General features: G+C 73.6%; 20 protein-coding genes. 9 read left to right on the top strand and 11 right to left on the bottom strand.

Features of this window, described 5'->3' with window-relative positions:
* The 3 genes from ACFRQN_RS02580 to ACFRQN_RS02590 form a co-directional block, all read right to left on the bottom strand.
* Positions 1–1,248: MFS transporter (locus ACFRQN_RS02580; protein WP_380737682.1), on the bottom strand; the 1,248-nt coding region annotated here is incomplete at its 3' end.
* Between the two features lie 101 nt (positions 1,249–1,349).
* Positions 1,350–1,667, bottom strand: a complete 318-nt coding sequence (locus tag ACFRQN_RS02585; RefSeq protein WP_198959518.1) for a helix-turn-helix transcriptional regulator — start codon at positions 1,665–1,667, stop codon at positions 1,350–1,352.
* Between the two features lie 106 nt (positions 1,668–1,773).
* On the bottom strand, positions 1,774–2,160 hold the full coding sequence (locus ACFRQN_RS02590; RefSeq protein WP_049660971.1) for a VOC family protein: 387 nt from the start codon (positions 2,158–2,160) through the stop codon (positions 1,774–1,776).
* A 348-nt stretch (positions 2,161–2,508) separates the two neighbouring features.
* Between ACFRQN_RS02590 and ACFRQN_RS02595 the strand changes: the two genes are divergently transcribed.
* Positions 2,509–2,871, top strand: a complete 363-nt coding sequence (locus tag ACFRQN_RS02595; RefSeq protein ID WP_049661667.1) for a hypothetical protein — start codon at positions 2,509–2,511, stop codon at positions 2,869–2,871.
* Positions 2,872–3,036: 165 nt separating this feature from the next.
* Here ACFRQN_RS02595 and ACFRQN_RS02600 read toward each other — a convergent pair whose 3' ends face one another.
* The gene (locus ACFRQN_RS02600) at positions 3,037–3,717 is read right to left on the bottom strand and encodes a TetR family transcriptional regulator (protein ID WP_380737684.1); all 681 of its coding nucleotides are present in this window, start codon (positions 3,715–3,717) and stop codon (positions 3,037–3,039) included.
* Between the two features lie 82 nt (positions 3,718–3,799).
* Here ACFRQN_RS02600 and ACFRQN_RS02605 point away from each other — a divergent pair, with 82 nt between their 5' ends.
* Together ACFRQN_RS02605 and tpx are read left to right on the top strand one after the other, a co-directional pair.
* On the top strand, positions 3,800–4,783 hold the full coding sequence (locus tag ACFRQN_RS02605; protein ID WP_380737686.1) for an oxidoreductase: 984 nt from the start codon (positions 3,800–3,802) through the stop codon (positions 4,781–4,783).
* Positions 4,784–5,356: 573 nt separating this feature from the next.
* Entirely contained in the window at positions 5,357–5,857 is a 501-nt protein-coding gene (gene tpx / locus ACFRQN_RS02610) for a thiol peroxidase (RefSeq protein ID WP_049659074.1), read from the top strand.
* A 212-nt stretch (positions 5,858–6,069) separates the two neighbouring features.
* Here the strand turns inward: tpx and ACFRQN_RS02615 are convergent, their stop codons facing one another.
* Positions 6,070–7,122, bottom strand: coding sequence for an alpha/beta hydrolase (locus ACFRQN_RS02615; protein WP_380737688.1), 1,053 nt, complete (start codon positions 7,120–7,122; stop codon positions 6,070–6,072).
* Positions 7,123–7,244: 122 nt separating this feature from the next.
* Here ACFRQN_RS02615 and ACFRQN_RS02620 point away from each other — a divergent pair, with 122 nt between their 5' ends.
* Complete coding sequence (locus ACFRQN_RS02620) at positions 7,245–7,901, top strand: TetR/AcrR family transcriptional regulator (RefSeq protein WP_380737690.1); 657 nt, start codon at positions 7,245–7,247, stop codon at positions 7,899–7,901.
* 473 nt (positions 7,902–8,374) lie between these two features.
* Here ACFRQN_RS02620 and ACFRQN_RS02625 read toward each other — a convergent pair whose 3' ends face one another.
* From ACFRQN_RS02625 to ACFRQN_RS02635, 3 genes are all read right to left on the bottom strand, one after another.
* Complete coding sequence (locus tag ACFRQN_RS02625; protein WP_380737692.1) at positions 8,375–8,920, bottom strand: SMI1/KNR4 family protein; 546 nt, start codon at positions 8,918–8,920, stop codon at positions 8,375–8,377.
* A 329-nt stretch (positions 8,921–9,249) separates the two neighbouring features.
* Positions 9,250–9,687, bottom strand: a complete 438-nt coding sequence (locus tag ACFRQN_RS02630; protein WP_380737694.1) for a VOC family protein — start codon at positions 9,685–9,687, stop codon at positions 9,250–9,252.
* 252 nt (positions 9,688–9,939) lie between these two features.
* Positions 9,940–11,595 carry an alpha/beta hydrolase gene (locus ACFRQN_RS02635; protein WP_380737696.1) on the bottom strand — a complete coding sequence of 552 codons (1,656 nt, stop codon included), beginning with the start codon at positions 11,593–11,595 and terminating at the stop codon, positions 9,940–9,942.
* A 166-nt stretch (positions 11,596–11,761) separates the two neighbouring features.
* Here ACFRQN_RS02635 and ACFRQN_RS02640 point away from each other — a divergent pair, with 166 nt between their 5' ends.
* The gene (locus ACFRQN_RS02640; protein ID WP_380737698.1) at positions 11,762–12,163 is read left to right on the top strand and encodes an Imm7 family immunity protein; all 402 of its coding nucleotides are present in this window, start codon (positions 11,762–11,764) and stop codon (positions 12,161–12,163) included.
* 385 nt (positions 12,164–12,548) lie between these two features.
* Here the strand turns inward: ACFRQN_RS02640 and ACFRQN_RS02645 are convergent, their stop codons facing one another.
* From ACFRQN_RS02645 to ACFRQN_RS02655, 3 genes are read right to left on the bottom strand one after another with little or no spacing between them, the layout of a single operon-like run.
* Positions 12,549–13,304 (bottom strand): SDR family NAD(P)-dependent oxidoreductase, encoded by a 756-nt coding sequence (locus tag ACFRQN_RS02645; protein ID WP_049656301.1) that lies wholly within the window; start codon positions 13,302–13,304, stop codon positions 12,549–12,551.
* Positions 13,301–14,287 (bottom strand): 3-oxoacyl-ACP synthase III family protein, encoded by a 987-nt coding sequence (locus ACFRQN_RS02650; protein ID WP_049656304.1) that lies wholly within the window; start codon positions 14,285–14,287, stop codon positions 13,301–13,303. Before ACFRQN_RS02650 ends, ACFRQN_RS02645 begins: the two co-directional genes overlap by 4 nt.
* Positions 14,288–14,328: 41 nt before the next feature.
* Positions 14,329–14,589: a hypothetical protein gene (locus ACFRQN_RS02655; RefSeq protein ID WP_049656300.1), complete on the bottom strand. Its 261-nt coding sequence runs from the start codon at positions 14,587–14,589 to the stop codon at positions 14,329–14,331.
* A 1,429-nt stretch (positions 14,590–16,018) separates the two neighbouring features.
* Here ACFRQN_RS02655 and ACFRQN_RS02660 point away from each other — a divergent pair.
* The 4 genes from ACFRQN_RS02660 to ACFRQN_RS02675 all read left to right on the top strand — a co-directional run bounded on the left by ACFRQN_RS02660 (position 16,019) and on the right by ACFRQN_RS02675 (position 21,991).
* Positions 16,019–16,912, top strand: coding sequence for a class I SAM-dependent methyltransferase (locus tag ACFRQN_RS02660; protein WP_074006253.1), 894 nt, complete (start codon positions 16,019–16,021; stop codon positions 16,910–16,912).
* 44 nt (positions 16,913–16,956) lie between these two features.
* Positions 16,957–18,984, top strand: a complete 2,028-nt coding sequence (locus tag ACFRQN_RS02665) for a flavin-containing monooxygenase (protein WP_380737701.1) — start codon at positions 16,957–16,959, stop codon at positions 18,982–18,984.
* A gap of 970 nt (positions 18,985–19,954) precedes the next feature.
* A complete protein-coding gene (locus ACFRQN_RS02670; protein WP_380737703.1) occupies positions 19,955–21,430 on the top strand; it encodes an FAD-binding protein in 1,476 nt (491 codons plus the stop codon).
* Between the two features lie 90 nt (positions 21,431–21,520).
* Positions 21,521–21,991 carry an SRPBCC family protein gene (locus ACFRQN_RS02675; RefSeq protein WP_074004792.1) on the top strand — a complete coding sequence of 157 codons (471 nt, stop codon included), beginning with the start codon at positions 21,521–21,523 and terminating at the stop codon, positions 21,989–21,991.
* The last annotated feature ends 8 nt before the right edge of the window (positions 21,992–21,999 follow it).

Here is a 21,999-nt window from a genome sequence, read left to right on the forward strand (position 1 = left end):
CTGCCGCGGCTCGTCCTGCCGCGGCTCGTCCTGCCGCGGCTCGTCGTGCCGCGACTGCTGGTCGGGCTGCGGCTGGTCGGGCTGCCGGGGCGGGTCCAGGCGGCGGCGCAGGAGGACGGCGGCCAGGGCGGCGGCGGCGAGGGCGGCGCCGGCCAGGGGCAGGTGGCGGGGGCCGGCGGTGGTGACGACGGCTCCGCCGAGGGTGGTGCCCAGGGTGATGCCGAGGTTGGAGAAGGAGATGAAGAGGCTGTTGCCGAACTCGGGGGCGTCGGTGGCGTCGCGGGCGAGCCAGGCCTGGGCGACGGCGAGGCCGCCGGAGTGGACGGCGCCCCAGAGCAGGACGGCGGCGAGCATGGGCAGGGGGTGGGGGCCGGCGGCGTCGACCAGGAGGTAGAGGGCGAGGTAGAGGAGCGGGTAGGCGGTGACGGTGCGCACGAGGCCGCGTTCCAGCAGGCGGCCGAAGAGGATGTTGCCGGCGGTCATGACGACGCCGAAGGCCATCAGGACGGGGCCGGTGAGGGAGGGGGCGAGGCCGGTGACGCTCCCCAGGTACTCGGCGATGTAGCCGTAGCCGCTGAACATCGCGGCGAACACCAGGGTGACGGCCGCGACGGCCAGCCACAGCCGGGGCCGGCGCAGGATGCCCAGCTGTCCGGCGTAGGTGGGCGGCGCGGTGTCGGGCAGGTCGGGGAAGAAGGCGAGGACCCCGGCGCAGGCGAGGAGGTTGACGGCGCCGGCGGCCCAGAACGCGGCGGGCAGGGAGATGTGCTCGGCGAGGTAGGAGGTGACGGGCACGCCGAACGCGAAGCCGGCGCTGACGCCGGCGAAGACGGTGGTGGCGGCGCGGGCGGCCTTGCCGGGCGCGGCCAGGCGGGTGGCGGCGGTCAGGGCGAGGGCGAAGAAGACGGGGTGGAGCAGCGCGGGCAGGATCCGGAACGCCAGGACGAGCGGGAAGGAGTGGCCGAGCGCGTAGACGGCGTTGGAGACGGCGAAGAGGGCGAGCGCCGCGGCCAGGACGCTCTTGCGGCGCAGCCGGGAGGCGAGCAGGACGCCGACGGGGCCGGTGGCGGCGACGGTGAGAGCGAAGGCGCCGACCAGCCATCCGGCGGCGGCGGGGGTGACGTGCAGGCGTTCGGCCAAGGAGGGCAGGACGCCGACGACGCCCATCTCGGTGGTGATGATGCCGAACACGCCCAGTGCCAGGACCGGGACGGCCAGGGCGTTTCGGGCGGGAGCGGTGCGTGGCACGACAGCCTCCATTGGATACACAAATCTAGATAGTTGGATGCGTTTGGGTCGAAGAAAAGGGGGCGCCGGGCGGGCGCCCCCCGAAGCGGGGTGGGGCGGGGTCAGAGTTCGTCGCGCACGTACGCGGCGAAGGCGGCGATGGTCTCCTCGTCGCGCCGGTAGAACGTCCACTTGCCGACGCGCTCGGACACCAGCAGCCCGGCCTCGCGCAGGATCTGGAGGTAGCCGGAGACCACCGACTGGGACAGCCCCGAGCGCTCCTGGATGTCGGTGACGCACACGCCGATGTGGAAGCCGACGCCGCGCTCGCGGTAGTACGGCTCGTCGAAGTAGCGCTCGGGCGTCTTGAGCCAGCGCAGGAAGTCCGCGCGCGCCGGGTTGGCGAGCGCCTTGTGCACGGCCAGCGGGTCCAGGTCCACCGCACACGCTCCTTCCGCCGTCCGGCCCCTCGGGACGTATCTAATATTCTGGATACGATCCGGGGTGTCAAGGCGGGGCGCCCTCGGGGGCCGTGCGGGGCGGGGGTCAGTGGTACTGGGCGATCTGGAGGAGGTTGCCGCAGGTGTCGTCCAGGACGGCGGTGGTCACCGGCCCCATGGCCAGCGGCGCCTGGGTGAAGCGCACACCCAGGGCGCGCAGGCGCTCGTACTCGGCGTGCACGTCGTCCACGGCGAAGGAGGTGGCGGGGATGCCGTCGGCGGCCAGGGCCGCGACGTAGGCCCTGGCGGCGGGGTGCCGGTCGGGCTCCAGGAGCAGCTCGGTGCCGTCGGGCTGTTCGGGCGACACGACGGTGAGCCAGCTGTGGTCGCCGAGCGGGACGTCGGCCTTCTTCACGAACCCCAGCACGTCGGTGTAGAAGCGCAGGGCCTTGTCCTGGTCGTCGACGAAGACGCTGGCCAGGTTGATCCTCACGGGGGGCTCCCTCGGGTGGTTCGGGCCCGGGCGGGCGGGTGGACGGCGGTGCGCCCGGGCGGGCGGGGCCGCGCGGCGCGTTTCGCACTCCACCGTCGGCCACCGCCCGGCCGCGGGCAAGCCGCGCGGGACACGGGGCGGGATGGGGCGGGCCGCGGACTGACGGGTCGCCAGCCGGCGGGCGGTGCGCGCCGGGCGGCGCGCGGCCCGGGGCCGCGGTGGCGCGGGTGGCACGGCGACGCGCCGGTGGTTCACTCGCACGAGTGATTGTGACGCTGTGCGCAACGGCGGACACTCTGGGTATCCGGAGGGCTCGTGGGGGGCCCTCCCGGCGCAGGGAGTGCCGCCATGGCCGCAGTCGAACCTTCCGCCTCCGAGGTCCCGCAGATCACGCACAGCTCGCTGCCCGCCGGCCGGGACGAGGGCCTCGCGGCCATCGGCGGCAACGTCGGCTCCGTGAACCGGGCCTGGTGGACGTGGAGCCCGGGCAACGGGACCTTCAACCTCCAGCTGTCCTGGAACGTCATCGGGATCGACTCGACGGTCGTCATCACGGCCTCCGAGATCGACTCCAACGGCAACCGGTTCGTCGGCGCCGCGGCCTTCCAGGTCTCGAGCATCGCCCCGGGCAACGGCGTGGTGACCTTCAAGATCAGCATCGGGTGGAACAGCCCGCTGCCGATGCGCACCGACGTCGTGGTCTTCAACTGAACCGGCCGCCCGGACCGGCGCCCGCACCCGTACGGTGACGGCCCGTCCGGCAGGCGCCCGCCCCGTGGCACCCGCGGACCCCTCCGCGGGCACCGCGGGGCGGGCGCCTTGCCGGATACCGCGGGGCGGCCGGGAGGGCGGCGCGGCCCGACGGCGCCGCAGGGGTCAGGCCGTGGCGGGGGCGCCGCCGGGGGCGGGGGTGCGCACGACGGCGTCCAGGGCCGGGGCGATGACGGCGAAGCAGCTCCCGGTCAGCGCGGCGGGGTCCACCGCCGCGCCGCCGCCACCACCGGAGGCGCCACCGGCAGCGTCGTCGTCGGCGCTCCAGCGCTGGAGCACCGTGTGGAAGGCCGCCAGCGCCATGTCCGCGGCCAGCCGCGGGTACAGCTCGCGTCCGGCGTCCAGGCCGAGGCGGGCGGCGAGCTCCTCGGCGAGGTCGTCGCGCCACTGCGCCTGGCGCTCCAGGAAGCGCGCGAGCAGGGCGGGGGTGGACAGGACCAGCCGCACCACCTGGCGGGCGCGCTCCTCGTGGCCGGCGCAGTCCTCGACGCTGCGCCACACCGCGTGCCGCAGCGCCACCGAGGGCGCCTCCCCCGCCGGGCGGCGGGCCAGCTCCTCGCGCATCGCCGCGCCGAGCGCGCCCAGGAACCGGACGACCACGTCCTCCTTGGACGCGAAGTAGCGGAAGAACGTCCGCTTGGACACCCCCGCGGCGGTGGCGATCTCGTCCACCGTGACGGCGTCGAACCCGCCGCCCGCCAGCAGCTCCAGCGCCGCCCGCGTCAGCTCGTCGGCCACGAGCTGGCGTTTGCGCTGGGCCAGGGTGGCGGCGGGTCGGGAGGTCACCGCCCCATCCTAGCCCCCACGCCACACACGGCGCTCAATGCCCACCTTGACACTTGGTGACAGTAAGGGCACCTTGAGCCGTATGAGTCGTACGCCCCGAAGCAACCACACCCCCGACCGCAGCCCCGCCCCCGCGCCGGGCCCCGGCCCGGAGCCGCAACCGGACCTGGACGGGCGGGTGTTCGTCGTCACCGGCGCCGCGAGCGGCCTGGGCCTGGCCACCACCGACGCCCTCGCCCGCCGCGGCGCCCGCGTCGTACTCGCCGTACGCGACGAGGACAAGGGCCGGCGCGCCGCGGCCCGCGTGAGCGCCGCCCACCCCGCCGCCCGCCTGGAGGTACGCCGCCTGGACCTCGGCGACCCCCGCTCCGTGCACGCCTTCGCCACCCGCCTGCGCGCCGACGGCGTCCACCCCGACGTCCTGGTCAACAACGCCGGCGTCATGGCACCCCCGCGCACCCTCACCCCGCACGGCCACGAGCTCCAGTTCGCCGTCAACCACCTCGGCCACTTCGCCCTCACCGCCCACCTGATCGACCTGCTCGCCCAGGGCCGCGACCCGCGCGTGGTCACCGTCACCTCCGCCAACCACCGCCGCGCCCGCATCGACTTCGACGACCTCACCGGCGAGCGCGCCTACTCCCCCATGGGCCACTACAACCAGTCCAAACTCGCGGGCGCCCTCTTCGCCCTCGAACTCCACCGCCGCCTGAGCGCCGCCCGCAGCCCCGTGCGCAGCGTGCTCGCCCACCCCGGCTACGCCGCCACCGCCCTGCCCCGCGCCGGCGCCGTCGCACCGGTGCGGCTGCTGTTCGGGCACCTGCTGCGCCCGCTCGCGCAGACGCCCGCCCGCGGGGCGCTGGCACAGCTGCACGCGGCGACCGCCCCCGGGGTGCGCGGCGGGGAGCTGTACGGGCCGGGCGGGCCGGGCGAACTGCGCGGGGCCCCGGCGCTGACCTCGCCCGCCCCTCGCGCCCAGGACCCGCGGGCGGGGCGGCGGCTGTGGGAGGTGTCGCAGGAACTGACCGGGCTGCGGTTCACCGTGCCCGCGGCGGACGGCGCCTGACCCCGGGGCGGGAGGGGGTGAGGGGAGGTCACCGCCCACGCGGCGCGGTGGGCGGTGGGGCGCAGCGGGGCACGGGGGGACCGCGCTACGGCAGCGGACACGGCCGACGGCGGCGGCCGGGGCCGCGGCGGCAGACGCGCCCGCGGGTGCCGCCTCCCCCGCGACCGGGCGGCAGGTCCCGCCCCGCCCGGCACCCCGCCCCCGTCCGCCGGGAACGCCGGACCGGTCCCGGCCGGGGGGCGGCCGGACACCGCCGGCACAGGGCGCGGCCGTACGGCGGGCGGGCGACGACGGGCGCGGCCGTGCGGCGGGCGGGGACGGGCGCGGCCGTGCGGTGGGCGGGGGCGTGTGGTGGGCGGGTTGACGGTCTGTGCGGCGGGGCCCGCGGGGTGGGCCCCGTGCGGGCCGGTTCGCCGCTTCCCTGTCCGGGTCCCTGTTCCCGCTTCCCGCTGCCGTTTCCTGTTCCGGCCGGTCGGGGTGTCCGGTATTGGTGGTCGCCCCGGGTGGGGGTGGGGGCGGGCAGTAGGATCGGCGGCGTTGCATCCCGTACACACTGCTGGTAGGAGGCTTTTCATGGCTCAGGTCACGCTGAAGGGGAACCCGGTGCAGGTCGGTGGCGCGCTGCCGGCCGCCGGCAGCCAGGCGCCGTCGTTCACGCTGGTCGGCGAGGGGCTCGCGGACGTGTCGCTGAAGGACTTCGCGGGTCGGCGCAAGGTCCTGAACATCTTCCCCAGCATCGACACCCCGACCTGCGCGACCTCGGTGCGCACGTTCAACGCCAAGGCGGGTTCGCTGGAGAACACCGTGGTGCTGTGCGTGTCGGCGGACCTGCCGTTCGCGCAGGCCCGGTTCTGCGGCGCGGAGGGCCTGGAGAACGTCAAGACGCTGTCCACCCTGCGCGGGCGGGACTTCCACGACGTCTACGGTGTGGCGATCGCCGACGGTCCGCTGGCCGGGCTGACGGCGCGCGCGGTCGTCGTCCTGGACGAGAACGACACCGTCCTGCACACCGAGCTGGTCGCGGAGATCGCCGACGAGCCGAACTACGAGGCCGCGCTCGCCGCCCTCGTCTGACCGGCCGGCACCGCGCCCGCGGTGCCGACCCCTTGTGTGGTGCGGCGGCCCGCCCCCCGTGTCCCGCCCGTCCCCGCTCCGGCGGGACGGGCAGGACGGGGGGCGGGCCGCCGTCGCTTTTGCCCGTCCCGGACGCGCCGGGCGGAGGGCGACCCGCCGTGGCGGGCGTCCTGCGGCGGGCGTCTCGTGGCGGGGCGCCCGGGGCAGCCGGTTCAGGCGGCCAGGGTGTCCTTCAGCCAGGGGGCGATCAGGGCCATCGCCTCGCCGAAGCGGGAGACGGCGCAGTGGCCGGTGTCCGGGATCAGTTCGACGCGGGTGTCGCGGCGGCCCTCGAACACCAGGGTGTCGCCCTGGGGGACGTGGACGTCCTCGGTGCCGTTGACGACCAGCATCGGCCCGTTGGCGTCCCGGTCCAGCAGCGGGCGCAGGTCGAATCCGGCGAAGGCCGCGTCGAGTTCGGCCCTGGTCGGCGCGGTGTCGAAGCCCAGGGCGTTGCCGACGATGCCGTCCATGCCGAAGGCGAAGCCGCGGCCGGGGGCGAAGGCGCGCTCGACCGGGCCGCCGAGCACCACGGAGGCGTCCACCGCCCCGGTCAGTCCGGTGCGGGCGGAGTAGTAGCCGCCCATCGAGATGCCGAAGTGGCCGACCTTCCCGTTGCCGGCCGCGCGGGCGAAGGCGACCAGTGCGGCGACCACCTCGTCCCCGCCGTGCGGGGTCATCGGCAGGTGGGCGCTCTCGCCGGTGCCGGGGAGGTCGAACAGCAGCAGCCGCGCCGGCAGGGCGAACGCGAGCTGCTCCCACATGCCGTGCAGGTCGGTCTTCCAGGAGTCCACGCCGCCGCTGGCCAGGACGAGGGGCGCGTCGGCGGGCAGGCCGGGGGCGGCCATCAGGTGGACCGGCACGGCGGCCTCGCCGCCGCGGTGGGGGACGGTGAGGACGCGGCGCTCGAACTCCACCGGGAAGCCGGGGGCGGCGAGGACGTACTGCTCGACCTGGCGGGCGAGCGCGGTGCGCTTGGGCCCGTCGGCGAGGGAGGGGAACTTGGCCCAGCCGTACGCCTGCGCGGCCTCGCGGTGGCGCCCGGCGGCGGCGTGGCGGGCGGCGAGGGCGGACCACTCGTGCACCCAGCCGCCGGGCCGGTCGGGCCACATCACGGCGACGGCGGCGCGGACCGCGTCCACCTCGCCGGCGGGCAGGCCGAGGGTCATCTGCGGGTAGCGCTCGACGAACAGGTCCCGCGGGTCCAGGGGCCAGGTGAAGGACATGGTGGTGCCTCCTGTCGCACTCAAGCTTCTTAAAGCCGGAACACTTGCGTTAACGACTATGCGCCCGTACCGGCGCCTAACGCAAGCGGCCCTGCGTTAGTGTGGTGGCCGAGGTGATCGACATGACCGAACACGAGCCACACCCGCAGCCGCGGCCGGAGTCGGAGCCGCCGCCGGTGCGCCGCCGCCCGGGCGGGCGGGCCGCGCGCGTACGCCAGGCCGTCCTGGACGCCGCCGCGCAGGTACTGGCCGAGGAGGGCGTCGACCGGCTCACCGTCGCCGGGGTCGCGGCCCGCGCCGGCGTCAACGAGACCACCGTGTACCGGCGTTGGGGCACCCGGGAGAAACTCGTCCTGGACGCCATGCTCACCGGCAGCAACGAGGGCGTCCCCGTCCCCGACACCGGGGCCGTCCGCACCGACCTGGCCGCCTTCGCCCGCGCCCTGGCCCGCTACCTCGCCACCCCCACCGGCCGCTCCGTCACCCGGGCCGCCGCCCTCAGCGCCGACGACCCCGACCTCGCCGAGGCCTGGCAGACCTTCTGGCACTCCCGCCTCGACCAGGCCGGCGCCATCATCGCCCGGGCCGTGGACCGCGGGGAACTCCCCCCGGACACCGACACCGCCCTGGCACTGGAACTGCTCTGCGCCCCCCTCCAGACCCGCTGCCTGCTCGGCCACCGCCCCGACGAACCGGACCTGCCCGAACGCCTGACGGACCTGGTCCTGGACGGACTGACGGGCGGGAACCGGGCCACCGCCCCCCGGCAGCGCCCCTGACACCGGCCGCCCCTCCCCCGGCCCCGGCCCGGCGAAGGGGGCGCCGTCAGGTCGACGGCATGCCCGCGCACGCCGGGCAGGACGACCACTCCCCCGGAACCGGACGAGCGGCCCCGGAACAAGGTCCTGGCCCACGTTCTGCGACCGGTGACGGTACGCAACGGGTCACGTGTTCCCACCGGGCCCGTAGCGGGTTCCGGGCGGCCAACAGCCGGCGGCCGCGACGCAACCACGCTCCCTGTTCAGGGAGTTGCCGTTCCCGTCGGCACCGGAGGCGACCGTCGCCGGGGTGGGACCGGACGCCGGGAGGCGGCGGGCGCGGTGAGCGGGATACGGCGGGCGGCCCCGATCGTGGCCGCCCGCCGCCGAGCGGACCCGGGAAAGCCAACGGGGCCGGGCGAGAGGGCCGTTGACCACCGGCAGCCCCGCTCAGGCCACCGGCAGCCGGTGGCCGCGTGCGGACGCCGTGCGGGTCACAGCGGCCGGCGCCAGTGGCGGTAGGTGTGCGGGGTCCTGGTGAAGCCGCTGTCGCCGAAGGGGTTCGCCAGCGTGCCGTCGAGGGTTCCGGCCAGGAAGTCGCCGAAGCCCGCCGCGAAGCGGACCCAGGCCGCTTCCCCGTAACGGTGCTGGCGCCTGAAGACGACGACGTCCCAGCCGTCCGGGTCACGGGTGTCGCAGAGCCAGAAGACCACGTCGCCATTGGCGCTGCCCGCGAAGGGCAGGAGCCTGCCCTGCTCCAGGTCCTCCGGGGCGGCGCCAGTGGGGGCGGCCGGCTCCTGCCGGGGGTCGAAGTCCAGCGCGTCGAGGAGGTCGCCGTACGGGGAGCCGTCCACCGGCGGCGTGCTGACGCCGAGGTACTCGTCCAGCTCGCCGCCGCCGTAGAGCGCGACGAAGTCGCGGTAGTCGGCGGGCAGGCGCAGGCCCGTGGTGCGGGCCAGTTCGTCCCAGTCGACGGTGTCGCCCGGGGTTCCCGGCTCCCCGATCAGGGCCGAGAGGCGGGTGACGGCCGGGTGGACCATGGCGGTGTCCCCTTTCGTGGGTGGCGGGTTCCGGTCGGTCACCGTACTGCCCGGCGTCCCGCCCGGTGAAGGTCGAGCGGGCTGTCGGACCAGCGCCCGTCCCGCCGGGCCCCGACCGCCCAGGGCAGCGGAGCGGCGGACTTCCGGGCACCCGCAGAGCGCGCCATACCGCGCGTCGTGAACCGCGAAGACCTGACCGGCAGCCCTCGAACGACACGGGACCGACGGCGCCGGCCGGGCCGCCCGGCCGGGTGGACCGGATCGGCCGGGACGGCACCCGGGATCCCGGGTGCCGGGGGCCGCGGCCTCCGGGAGGGGAATGTCCGCGGTCAGACCACGCAGAACTCGTTGCCCTCCGGATCGGCCATCACCACGTGGTCGGGCCTGCCCCGCGGCTCCTCCTCGCGGACCACCGTCGCGCCCGCGGCGGTCAGCCGCTCCACCGCCTCGACCACGCGCGGCCACCGCACCTCCCACGGCGTCTCACGGCCGCCGCCGGCCTGCACGTCCACGTGCACCCGGTTCTTCACCGCCTTCGGCTCCGGCACCTTCAGGAAGGACAGGGCGGGACCCGTCCCCTCGGGATCGCAGAGGTACGCGCCGTCGTCCCACTCCTCCCGCGGGACCCCGTGGTAGGAGAGCCACTCCTCCCAGCTCCCGAACCCCGCCGGCGCGGGCCTGTGCACGTAGCCCAGCGCCAGCGCCCAGAACCCGGCCGGCCTCGCCGGGTGCGCGCAGTCGATCGTCAGGCTCCACCCGGTCGCCATGCGGCCCTCCTCGCTCGGATGCCGCGACCGTACCGCCCGCCGCCGACACCACCGCCGACACCACGGCCACCACCGCCGGCGGGCGCCCCGCACGACGCGGACCGCGACCCGCAACGACCCGCCCGGGCCCCGGAACCGACCCGCCCTCGGCAGGGGGCGGGCCCGCGCCGCGCAAAGGAGGGGAACGGGCACCGCCCCGACCGCGACGGCGACGGCCCGTGCAGCCGCCACCGCCGCCGTCCCCCGGGAGCGCTACGCGCCCGGCGGGGCGAACGGCCGGCGGTCCGGCGCGCAGACCGTCCCGGGCGCCGGCAGCCGCCCCTCCACCAGGTAGCGCTCCTGCGCCCCGGCCGCGCAGGCGCTCGGGTTGCCCAGGACCGTGTGCCCGTAGCCGTCGACGCTCAGCAGACGGGCCCCGGCGAGGGTGTCGGCCATCGCGCGCGAGCCCTCGTAGGGCCAGGCCGGGTCACCGGTGTTCGCGACGACCAGCACGGGCGCGGCGGTGCGGCGGTCCCACGGCCCGTCGTAGCGGTCCCGGGCGGCCTGGGAGGGCCAGGACGCGCAGCGCTGGGTCTGCCACACCCAGTACGGGCCGACGGCGCCGGAGCGCGTCTCGGCGAGGGCGGCCAGGGCCGGGTAGTCGGCGCCGGCGGGCGGGTTGACGGTGTCCGCGCACAGGGCGCCCAGGGTCTGCGCCTGCCCCGACAGCGCGCCCGGCGCCGGTTCCGGAGCGGGGGCGGGGGCGGGCGGTGCGTCGGGGGCGGTCCACAGCTCCTGCAGCCACACGCCCAGGGCCGCCCAGCCGCTGTCGGGGACGCCCGGCAGCGGCGCGGCCGTGTACAGCATCGACGCGACGGTGGACACCGCGGAGGCGTAGGTCACCTCCCGCGCCGGCGTGCCGGGCGCGAGCGGCCCGCGCCGCAGCCGCTCCAGGAGGGCGGCGAACCTGGCACGGGTCGCGTCCGCGTCGCCCGCCGCGAACGCGCACGCCGCGGGGCCGGCCGCGGCGCAGCGGTCGAGGAAGGCGTCCAGGGTGCGGGCGGAGGCGAGGTCGCTGCCGGTGCGCAGGAACGGGGGCAGGGCGCGCTGCCGGGGGGTGCGGCCGGTGGACCAGGCGCGCGGGTCCAGGGCGCTGTCCAGGACCATCGCGCGTACCCGGTCGGGGAAGAGGTTGGCGTAGACGGCGCCGAGCAGGGTCCCGTACGAGGTGCCCCAGTAGGTGAGGCGCCGGTCGCCGACGGCCTGGCGCAGCACGTCGAGGTCGCGGGCGGTGTCGGCGGTGGACAGGTGGGCGAGCAGGCCGGTGGTGTCGTTGTCGGCGCAGTGGCGGGCGAGGCCGGTGTAGGCGCGGGTCCAGGCGCTCTGCTGGTCGGCGGCGGTCGGGAAGCCGGCGGGCAGGCCGTCGAGGAGGGCCTGTTCGGCGGCGGGGTCGGGGAAGCAGGTGAGGGTGGTGGAGGCGCCGGTGCCGCGCGGGTCGAAGCTGACGATGTCGAAGCGCCGGCGGACCTGTTCGGGGAAGAGGCCGTAGACGGCGGGCAGGGCCGCGGTGCCGGGGATGCCCGGGCCGCCGGGGTTGAAGAACAGCGAGCCGATGCGGTGGGCCGGGTCGGTGGCGCGGTGGCGGATCAGGGCCAGGTCCAGGGGTGTTCCCCGCGGGTCGCGGTAGTCCGTCGGCACGGCGGCGGTGGCGCACTCGAAGCCCTGGGCGCAGGACCCGTCCCAGTGCAGGCGCGGCACGGGCGCGGCGGACGCGGCGGGGTTGTCGGCGGTCGCGGCGGGCGCGGCGGTCGCGGTGTGGGCCGGGGCCAGGGCCGCCAGCACGAGCACGGCCGTGGCGGCACGGAACGCGGTACGCGAAGCGGTACGCAAGGCGGTGCGGAAGGCGGTGGCGGGCCGGGGTCGGGGCACGGGCGGCTCCCTCGTCGTCGTGTGTTCCTGATCGGGCGTCACCGAGTCTTGCGTCGACCGCTGTCGGCACACCGGCAGGACGCTGTCCCGCCACCGACACACCACCGTCACCACCGGCACCACCCACGGCACGGGCGGCGGGCGGCCGCTCAGTAGGCTGCGGCCCATGTTCGAGTACCACGGCTGGATCAAGGTTCTGGAGAGCGCCGGCGCCGACGACGAGGAGTACGACGACGACCGTCTCCACCTGATCGTCGGGGGTATCGAGGAGCGCATCCGGGAGATCGGCAGCCCGTACCTGCTCGATCTGCGGTGGATGAACGGGGAGGTGTTCGTCCACCTCGGCGGCTTCTCGAACCACCGTGACGCGCGGATCCCGGCGTTCTTCCGCGAGGTCGGTGAACGGGCGCCGGGCTCCTACGGCCTGCTGCACGTACGCGACGACGAGGACCCCGGCCGTGAGAACGAGGTCCTCGTCCACAGGATGGCCCGCGGACGGGTGAGCGAGCACACGGATCCGCTGCTGTCACCCTGCGTCCCCGTCCTGGAGGACCCGTTCCAGGGGTAGGACGCGACGCCGGCCGGACCCTCCGCGAGGGGAACGACAACGCCGGCCGGCCGCGGGACGGCCAGGCGGGCGGGCGGCTTCCGGAGCGGCCGGCGGGCGGTAGCGGGCGGGGCGGGGCTGCCGCTGCCGCGCGCCCGGCCGGGGCCTGCCGCGACACCCCCGAGCGGGGAACGCGGGTGCGCCCCCTCGGCCCCCTGTCCGGCACGGGGCCGGACAGAAGGCCGAGAGGGCGCGGCACGAGGCGACCCGCGGACCGGGAACCGGCCACCGGCCACCGGCCCGGAGCGGACCCGGGCGGACGGACCCGGCCACCCCGGACGGACGGGTCCGGCGCTCCGGCCCCGGGCGGACACACCCGGGGCGGCCGGGTGCCCGGGGCGGGCGGTCAGGTGATGGAGGCCCCCGAGTCGATGCTGATGACCTGGCCGGTCATGCAGTCCTGGTCGAGGAACAGCGTGATCGAGCGGGCGACCTCGCGCGGGGTCACGAACCGCGGCACCGGGACCTTCTCCCGCATGCCCGCCACCACGTGCTCGGGCAGGGTGTCCGTCATGCCGGTGATCATGAAGCCGGGCGACAGGGCGTTGACGGTCACCCCCCGGCGGCCGCACTCCGCCGCGAGCGTGCGGGTCAGCCCGATCAGGCCGGCCTTGGACGCCGAGTAGGCGGTCTGCCCGGCGGTGGCGATCAGCGCCGACGGGGAGACGATGTTCACCACCCGCCCCCAGCGGGCGCGCAGCATCGCCGGCACGCACGCCCTGGCGGTGTGGAAGGAGCCGACGAGGTTCGTGTCGATCACCTGCCGCCACTCGGCGGGGTTCTGCATCGCCATCAGCGCGTCCTTGCGGACCGCCCCGTTGTTGACGAGCACGTCCACCGGCCCCAGCGCGGCCTTGACCTGCTCGTACATCGCGGTGACCGCGTCCCAGTCGGCGACCGAGCCGCTCACCAGCACGTGGTCGTTGACCAGCTGGGCGGCGACCTTCTCCGCCCCGGCCCGGGAGCTGTTGTAGTGCACCGCGACCCGGCAGCCCGCCGCGTCCAGCGCCAGCGCCAGCTCGCTGCCCAGCCCCCCGGAGGCGCCGGTGACCAGCGCCACCGGGGAGTCGGGCCTGGCGCCGAAGGCGTCCTTGCCGCTCACCGCGCCACCCCTCCCCACGTCAGCAGGACCGAGCCCCACGTCATGCCCGCGCCGAACCCGGCCAGCAGCACCGTGTCGCCGTCCTTGACCCGCCCCGAGTCCAGGGCCTCCGCCAGCGCGATCGGGATCGACGCCGACGCGGTGTTCCCGTAGCGCTCCAGGTTCGTCACCAGCCGGTCCGCGGGGATCCCCGTGTGGGAGAGCACCGAGTTGATGATCCGGATGTTCGCCTGGTGCGGGATGACGTGGTCGACGTCCTGCGGTGTGATCTTCGCCTGCTCCAGCGTCTCGCGGATCGTGCGCACCGTGTAGCGCACGGCGTTCAGGTAGATCTCGTTGCCGTTGATCTGCGCGTAGTGCAGGCCCTCGGCGACGGTCCGCTCGGTGGTGGGCATCCGCGAGCCCCCGGCGAGGACCTTCAGGCTGTTCTTGCACGAGCCGTCCGCGCCCAGGTTCCACGCCCGGATGCGGTCCACCGCGCCCGGCCGCAGGACCACCGCTCCCGCGCCGTCGCCGACCAGGATCGACAGGTCCCGGTCCCGCGGGTTCGCGGTCAGCGTGTGGGTGTCCGAGCCGATCAGCAGGATCGGGCGCGGGTCCATGCGCAGCAGGCCCGCCGCGGTCACCAGCCCGTACACGAAGCCGGCGCACTCGGAGTTCACGTCGTGGGCGCTGCCCGCGATGCCCAGCTCGTCGTGGACGAACGCCGACGTCGCCGGCGAGGGCTGCTCCGGGGTCGCCGTCGCCACGATCAGGTGCGCGATGTCCGCGCCCGTCAGGCCCGCGCGTTCCAGGGCCCGGCGCCCGGCCTCCACGGCCATCGACGCCGTGGTCTGCCCCGGGCCCACCGCCCTGCGCTCACGGATCCCGCACCGCGAGACGATCCAGTGCTCGTCCACGCCGAAACGCTCCGCGAGCTCGGCACTGGTCACCACCCGTTCGGGCACCGACATGCCCCAGCCGGTGACGTCGAAACCGCTCACCACCCGACCCCTCTCCTCGTCCGCCCGCCCGCGCCGGGTTCTCAGTTGGCCTCGGCCGGCACGAGCGCCAGGATCCGCTCGTGGACCACCCGCAGCGTCGTCGTGTCGTCGATGTCCGCGAACAGCGACTCGTCCGCCGGGATGTGCGGGTACTGGTTCTGGAAGCCGTACAGCCACTCCATCAGGTCCAGCGAGTCGACGTCCGCGATGTGCTGCAGCGCGGCGTCCGCGTCGATCTCCTGAGCGCCGGAGACCGCCTGGAGCTGCTGGGCCAGGTCCTCGATCGTGGGAATCTGAGACATCAGTGATCGTTCCTCTCCTCGCCCACCCCCGTTTCCCGGGTGATGGGCACGTCAACGCGTCGAATGAACATGCCAGGAACAACCGCCGCCACCCCGCCCCGCACCCGTACCCCGACCACCCCGCCCACCGGCCGGCCGACAAACGCGGACGGGCGGGCAGACGGACTGGCGGACGAACGGACACGAGCGGGCCGGCAGACGGGCAGACGGAACCGGGCGCCTCGGCGACACCCCGCACAGGGCCCGGGTGAACCCGTACAGGGCTCGGGCGAACCCGTACAGGGCTCGGGTGAACCCGTACAGAGCCCGGGTGAACCCGTACAGAGCCCGGGCGAACCCGCACCCGCGGACCCGCACCGCACCGCTCCGGAAAACCCTCCCGGCCACCCGCACCACCCCACCGCCACCCGCACCACCGCACCGCCACCCCCGGCCGGCCCCCTGACACGCGCCCCCGCACCCCGCCCCCGGAAACACACCACACACGGCACCGAGGGGACGGACGAACGAACGGACACACGGCCACAAGGAACGGACGGACGGACAACAAGCAGGCGGAAACGACGAGCGGAACGGGCGGAACGGGTGGGACAGCCGGCGGGAGAACCCTCCGGAACAACACGGCACGACCCCCCGGGAACAGCGGTCGACACCACCCGGGAACCGAAGCACCCCCCGCGACAGGCCGTGGGGGCCGCGTGTCTTGCCGAAACCGCATGAAACCCGCCCCCACGCAACCGGCCCGCAACCCACCCACCCCCCGCCCCCTTGCGCACCGCTTGCGAGACACACGCTTACCTGACCCACAACACACCGCACCCGCACGCACACCACCCCGCCGTACCGGCCCGCACGGCGACCACCGCGCACCACCGGCCCGGCACCGCACCAGGCGCCACCGACCACCCGGCCGGACACCGCACCCGCCACCCCGGACGACACCAACCACCCGGGGACGCAGCCGAGTTCAGCAAGACCACCCGGGCGTCACCCAGCCGCCCGACACGGCAGACACCGAAGAACCGCGAACGGCCGCACCGCCCGCCCCGGACGGCACCAACCAGCCGGGACAGCGGCCGAGTTCAGCCGGAACCACCGCCGCACACCGGACGGCACCCAGCCGCCCTGAACGACGGCCGGCCCAGCACCACACCACGCAGCACCGAACGGCCCGACCGTTCTCCCTGACGGCACCAACCACCCGGGACAGCGGCCGAGTTCAGAAAGACCACCGTCGGACACCGGACGGCACCCAGCCGCCCGCCGCCGGCACCAGGACAGCGGCCGGACCTGTCACCACGGCCCGCACCGGGCCGGCCACCACGGAAACGGCCCGACCGGGCCGACCACCCGCCCACCCCGCCCCGGCCGACCCACCGCCGTCCGACAACCCCACACACCCACAACCGTCAACCGAGGGGCCCATCCCATGACCACCGTCGAAGCCCGCACCATCAACCCCGACGTCGAGGCCATCCGCCACCACTACGAGGTCCCCAACGAGCTCTACCGGCTCATCCTCGGCCCCACCATGATGTACTCCGGCGGCTACTGGGAGGACGGCGAGGACCTCGTCGCCGTCCTCGACGAGGCCCAGGAACGCAAACTCGACGCCTTCACCGACCTCGCCCGCGCCGCCCACACCGACACCGTCCTGGACATCGGCTGCGGCTGGGGCACCATGCTCAACCGCCTCACCACCGTCCACGGCGTCAAGAAGGCCGTCGGCGTCACCCTCTCCCGCACCCAGGCCGACTTCGTCGACGCCCTGAACAACCCCGCCATCGAAGCCCGCGTCGAAAGCTGGGAAGACCACCGCCTCGCCGACGGCCAGGCCCCCTACGACGCCGCGTTCTGCATCAACGCCCTCGAACACTTCGTCCTGTCCTCCCTCACCCCCAAAGAGCGCACCCAGCGCTACCGCGTCTTCTTCAAGCAGGTCCACTCCCTCCTCAAGCCCGGCGCCCGCTTCGTCCTGCACACCATGACCGTCGAGAACCCCCCACTGCGCCGCCAGCTCCTCGACGACCTCAAATTCCTCCAGCGCGAGGAGTTCGAAGGCTGCCACATCCCCCGCCTGCCCGAACTCGCCGCCGGCCTCGACGGCCTCTTCGAGGTCACCGAGATCCGCAACGAACCCGAGTCCTTCGCCCGCGCCTGCCGCGCCTGGCTCCAACTCCTCGCCGCCCGCCGCGACGAAGCCGTCACCATGACCGACGAGACCACCGTCGCCCGCTTCGAGCGCTACCTCGACATCTTCGCCTACACCCTCGAAGACCACATCTTCAACAACTTCCGCGTCACCCTCACCCGCCGCGCCTGACCCCCGGGCCCACCCAGGACACCCGAGACAAGGACACCGACGCCATGACCACCACCCCCGCCCCCAACCGCACCACCAACACCACCACCACCGGCACCGGCACACCCACCGACGCCAGCACCGGCACAGCCCCGGCGGCGGGGGTGGCCCCCACCCCCACCACCAACACCAACGCGGGCACCAACACCGCCAGCGGCACGGCCACCGCCAGCACCGGCAAGGCCGGCACCGGTACGGGCACGGCCCCCGGCAGCGGCACCGGCACCGCGAGCACCGGTAAGGCCGGCACCGGTACGGGCACGGCCCCCGGCAGCGGCACCGGCACCGCGAGCACCGGTAAGGCCGGCAGCGGTACGGGCACGGCCACCGGCAGCAGCACGGCCACCGACACGGGAACCAGCACGGGCACGACCGGCGGCACGTCCGCCTCCGGCACGGGCGCGTCCGCCTCCGGCACGGGCGCCACCACGACCGCCCCCCGCACCACCGGCACGGGCACCGGCACCCGTACGGCCACCGCCGCGGCCATCACCGTCGCCGCCACCGCCGGCACCGAGCACGCCACCGCCCCCCACCCCACCGGCGACCTCGCCGTCCGCCACCTCAAAGTCGCCGTCATCGGCGCCGGCATCTCCGGCCTCGGCACCGCCATCGGCCTCCTCAAAGCCGGCATCGACGACTTCCTCGTCTTCGAACGCGCCACCGACCTCGGCGGCACCTGGCGCGACAACACCTACCCCGGCTGCGCCTGCGACGTCCAGGCCCACCTCTACTCCTACTCCTTCGCCCGCAACCCCGACTGGAAGTCCACCTTCGCCACCCAGGCCGAAGTCCACGCCTACCTCAAGGACTGCGCCACCCGCCACGGCGTCGACCCCCACCTGCGCTACGACCACGAACTCCTCGACGCCACCTGGAACGACACCCACCACCACTGGGACATCCGCACCAAACACGGCCGCTACACCGCCCAGGCCCTCATCACCGGCACCGGCTACCTCTCCGACCCCGCCATCCCGAACATCCCCGGCCTCGACACCTTCACCGGAACCGTCTTCCACTCCTCACGCTGGAACCACGACCACGACCTGACCGGCCGCGACGTCGCCGTCATCGGCACCGGCGCCTCCGCCATCCAGTTCGTCCCCGCCATCCAACCCGACGTCAACCGCCTCGACCTCTACCAGCGCACACCCCCCTGGGTCGCCGCCAAACCCGACAAACCCAACACCCCCCGCCACACCTGGATGCTCCGCCACCTCCCCGGCTACCAGCGCTTCCGCCGCACCTTCAACAAACACGGCCGCGAAATCGTCGCGTTCTTCATGTCCCGCCCCTCCCGCACCACCGGCATGAAGAACATGGCCGCCGGCCACCTCAAAAAATCCGTCACCGACCCCGCCCTGCGCAAGCGCCTCACCCCCGACTACACCGTCGGCTGCAAACGCCTCCTCTTCTCCAACACCTGGTACCCCGCCATCCAACAACCCAACGTCGACATCGTCTCCGACACCATCACCCGCATCGGCCCCACCCACATCACCACCACCGACGGCACCACCCGCCACATCGACACCATCATCCTCGCCACCGGCTTCACCGCCACCGACCGCCCCGTCGCCCACCTCATCCACGGCCGAAACGGACACACCCTCGCCGACACCTGGAACCGCGACGGCATGACCGCCCACCGCGGCACCACCATCCACGGCTTCCCCAACCTCTTCATGCTCCTCGGCCCCAACACCACCCTCGGCCACTCCTCCCAAACCGTCATGATCGAAGCCCAGATCACCTACATCCTCGCCGCCCTCAAAACCCTCCACACCCACCACCTCACCACCCTCGACGTCCACCCCCACGCCCAGACCACCTACAACAACACCCTCCAAAACCGCCTCAAAAACACCGTCTGGAACACCGGCGGCTGCACCAGCTGGTACACCGACACCAAAGGCAACAACCCCTCCATCTGGCCCACCTACACCTGGCGCTTCCACCACCAAACCCGCACCTTCGACCTCACCAACTACCAAACCACCACCCACACCAACCACACCCCCAACCCCTAACCCACCACCCACACACCGCGCACCCGCGCACCCGCACACACGCCGACGACGCGCCCACGGCCACAGCCCGCCCGAACAAGGACGAGGACACACCAACAGGGCCAACAGGCACCGGGACACGGACAAGGCCAACGGACAACGGGGCAAGGACACGCGGACAGGGACAACCGGCACCGGGAACAAGAACAACGGGCAAGGGACAACGAGCAAGGGGACAAGGGGACAACGGACAGGCCGGCCCACACCACGGACCGGCCACCCACCCCACAACAACACACAGCCCACGGCACGGGCAGCGGGCAGCGGGCACCAGGCAGCGGCAAAAGCCAGCCCGGCCAGGACCAACGAAGCCAACGCGGCGAGACCCGAAGACCGGCAGGAACACCCAACACCGCCGGCACGGCAAGACCGAGAAGGCCGATGCGCTCGGAACGACGGGACCGGCAGGAACCACCGGCGACACCCGCAAGACCAGGGCCCCGAACCAGGGCCGACGGCAGGAACAGCCGGCAAAGCCACGGCGATCAGATCAACACGGAACCGGCCGGCAGAACCCGAAGACCAGCACGGCCCGAACCGACGAAGCCGTGCACTGCCAACAACGACGCCAGTAGAAGCAGTCGTTACGGCCACCGCGGCCGGACCTGCAGGAACGGGCCAGTACGACCGGCTGAAGCAGGACAGCAAGAGCGGAACGGCAGAGCCAGCAAGGCCGGTAGCCCCAGCAGGAACCAGTACGGACGGACACGGTCGCAGTACAGCAACACCAGAGAAGCCGACACGGGGCCGGACAGGACAGGCAGGCAGGGAAAGCAAGTCCCCGCACCACCGTCAACAAGCCCAAAACGAACGGGACTTCACCTCGCCGACCGGCCCGATGGCCCGGTCGGTCACCCCTCTCCCGCACCAACCAGGCCCGCCCACCACCCCCCACCACCAACCACCCACACCACCAAGGAGACCACCCCGCATGACCCACCCCGACCTCACCCGACGCACCCTCCTCACCGCAGCAGCCGCCACCATCATCGGCTTCAACACCACCACCCGCACCTGGGCCACCACCAACACCCCCACACCCCCCGGCCACATCGCCCCCCTACCCCCCCTCCAAGGCACCCTCACCACCAACCCCACCACCACCACCGCCCACGCCCACGACTTCGGCCGCCTCACCACCACCACCCCCTACGCCGTCCTCAACCCCGCCGGCCCCCACGACATCGCCAACATCATCAACTACGCCCGCCACAACGGCCTCAAAGTCGCCATGAACGGCCAAAGCGGCACCGGCAACGACCTCGAATCACACTCCAACTACGGCCAAGCCGGCGCCGCCGGCGGCATCAGCATCAACGCCCGCGCCCTCAACCGCATCCACACCATCACCCCCACCAACGCCACCGTCGACGCCGGCGTCACCTGGGCCCAACTCACCGACGCCGCCCTCGCCCAAAACCTCACACCCCCCTGCCTCACCGACTACCTCCACCTCTCCATCGGCGGCACCATCAGCATCGGCGGCATCGGCTCCACCGTCCACAAACACGGCCTCCAAGCCGACACCGTCGAATCCATCGAAATCGTCACCGGCACCGGCCGCATCCTCACCGCCACCCCCACCCGCAACCCCGACCTCTTCCACACCGCCCTCGCCGGCGCCGGCCAAGTCGGCATCATCACCCGCGCCACCGTCAAACTCATCCCCGCCCCCACACGCGCCCTCGTCCTCACCCTCACCTACAACGACCAACACACCTTCCTCACCGACCAACAAACCATCCTCAACGACGGCCGCTTCCCCTCCCAAGTCGGCGAAATCCTCATCCAACCCAACGGACAACCCCCCCGCTACAAAATCGAAGCCGTCGCCCACTACAACACCACACCCCCCAACCCCCAAACCCTCCTCACCGGACTCAACCCCACCACCACCGAAACCAACGACACCACCTACCGCGACTACACCTACCGCGCCGACACCTTCGCCGACACCATCAAAAACCTCGGCTACTGGAACGCCCCCAAACCCTGGCTCTCCCTCTTCCTCCCCGCCACCACCACCCCCACCTTCCTCAACCAAGCCCTCCCCCACATCACCCCCGACGAAATCGGCGCCGGCCTCCTCCTCTGCTACCCCTTCCACACCAACAAACTCACCCACCCCCTCGCCATCACCCCGGGCGAACCCACCACCTACCTCTTCGACTTCCTCGCCTTCCCCCACCCCAACACCAACCCCCAACCCGCCCTCACCCGCAACCGCACCCTCTACAACACCGCCACCCAACTCGGCGCCAAACGCTACCTCGTCGGCGCCATCCCCAACATGACCCAAACCGACTGGCAAAACCACTACGGCCCCCACTGGACCACCCTCACCAACGCCAAAAACACCTACGACCCCACCCACACCCTCACCCCCGGCCAAAACATCTTCCCCTAACACACAAAAAACACCCGGAATCCGCGTCCGGAGAAATAGGAAATCCCCCGTCGCACGCCCCCGTTCGCCGACCGAAAGGCCGAATTCCCCATGCACGCCATCCACCACACCGACCGGGCCATCCTGGACCACCCCACCCACGCCGTCTGGGAGGCCATCGTCGACGAACTCAACGGCAGGACCACCTGGTGGCACCCCCACAACACCCACCAGCCCGGTCCCACCGGCCCCCAGCAGGAGGGCGGCACCACCACGACCACCGTCCACACGGGTGGCGTCGGGAAGCCCGGTCCCAAGCTCCGGTTCACCTCCACGACCACCCACGCGACGCCCGACGCCCGGCTGACCCAGAGCCACACCGGCCACTTCCACGGCACGACGACGTACCAGCTCACGCCCCACAACGACGGCGCCCAGACCCTGCTCACCGTCACCTTCGCCACCACCCCGCACGGCCTCGCCAAGTTCCTCCACAAGCTGACCAACCTCACCGCCAAGCACACCACCGCCACCCAGCGCGCCCTGAGCAACCTCCGCCACCACCTCGACAACCAGAAGTAAGAACCGTC

The sequence above is a fragment of the Kitasatospora sp. NPDC056800 genome (assembly GCF_042789775.1).
GTDB lineage: Bacteria > Actinomycetota > Actinomycetes > Streptomycetales > Streptomycetaceae > Kitasatospora.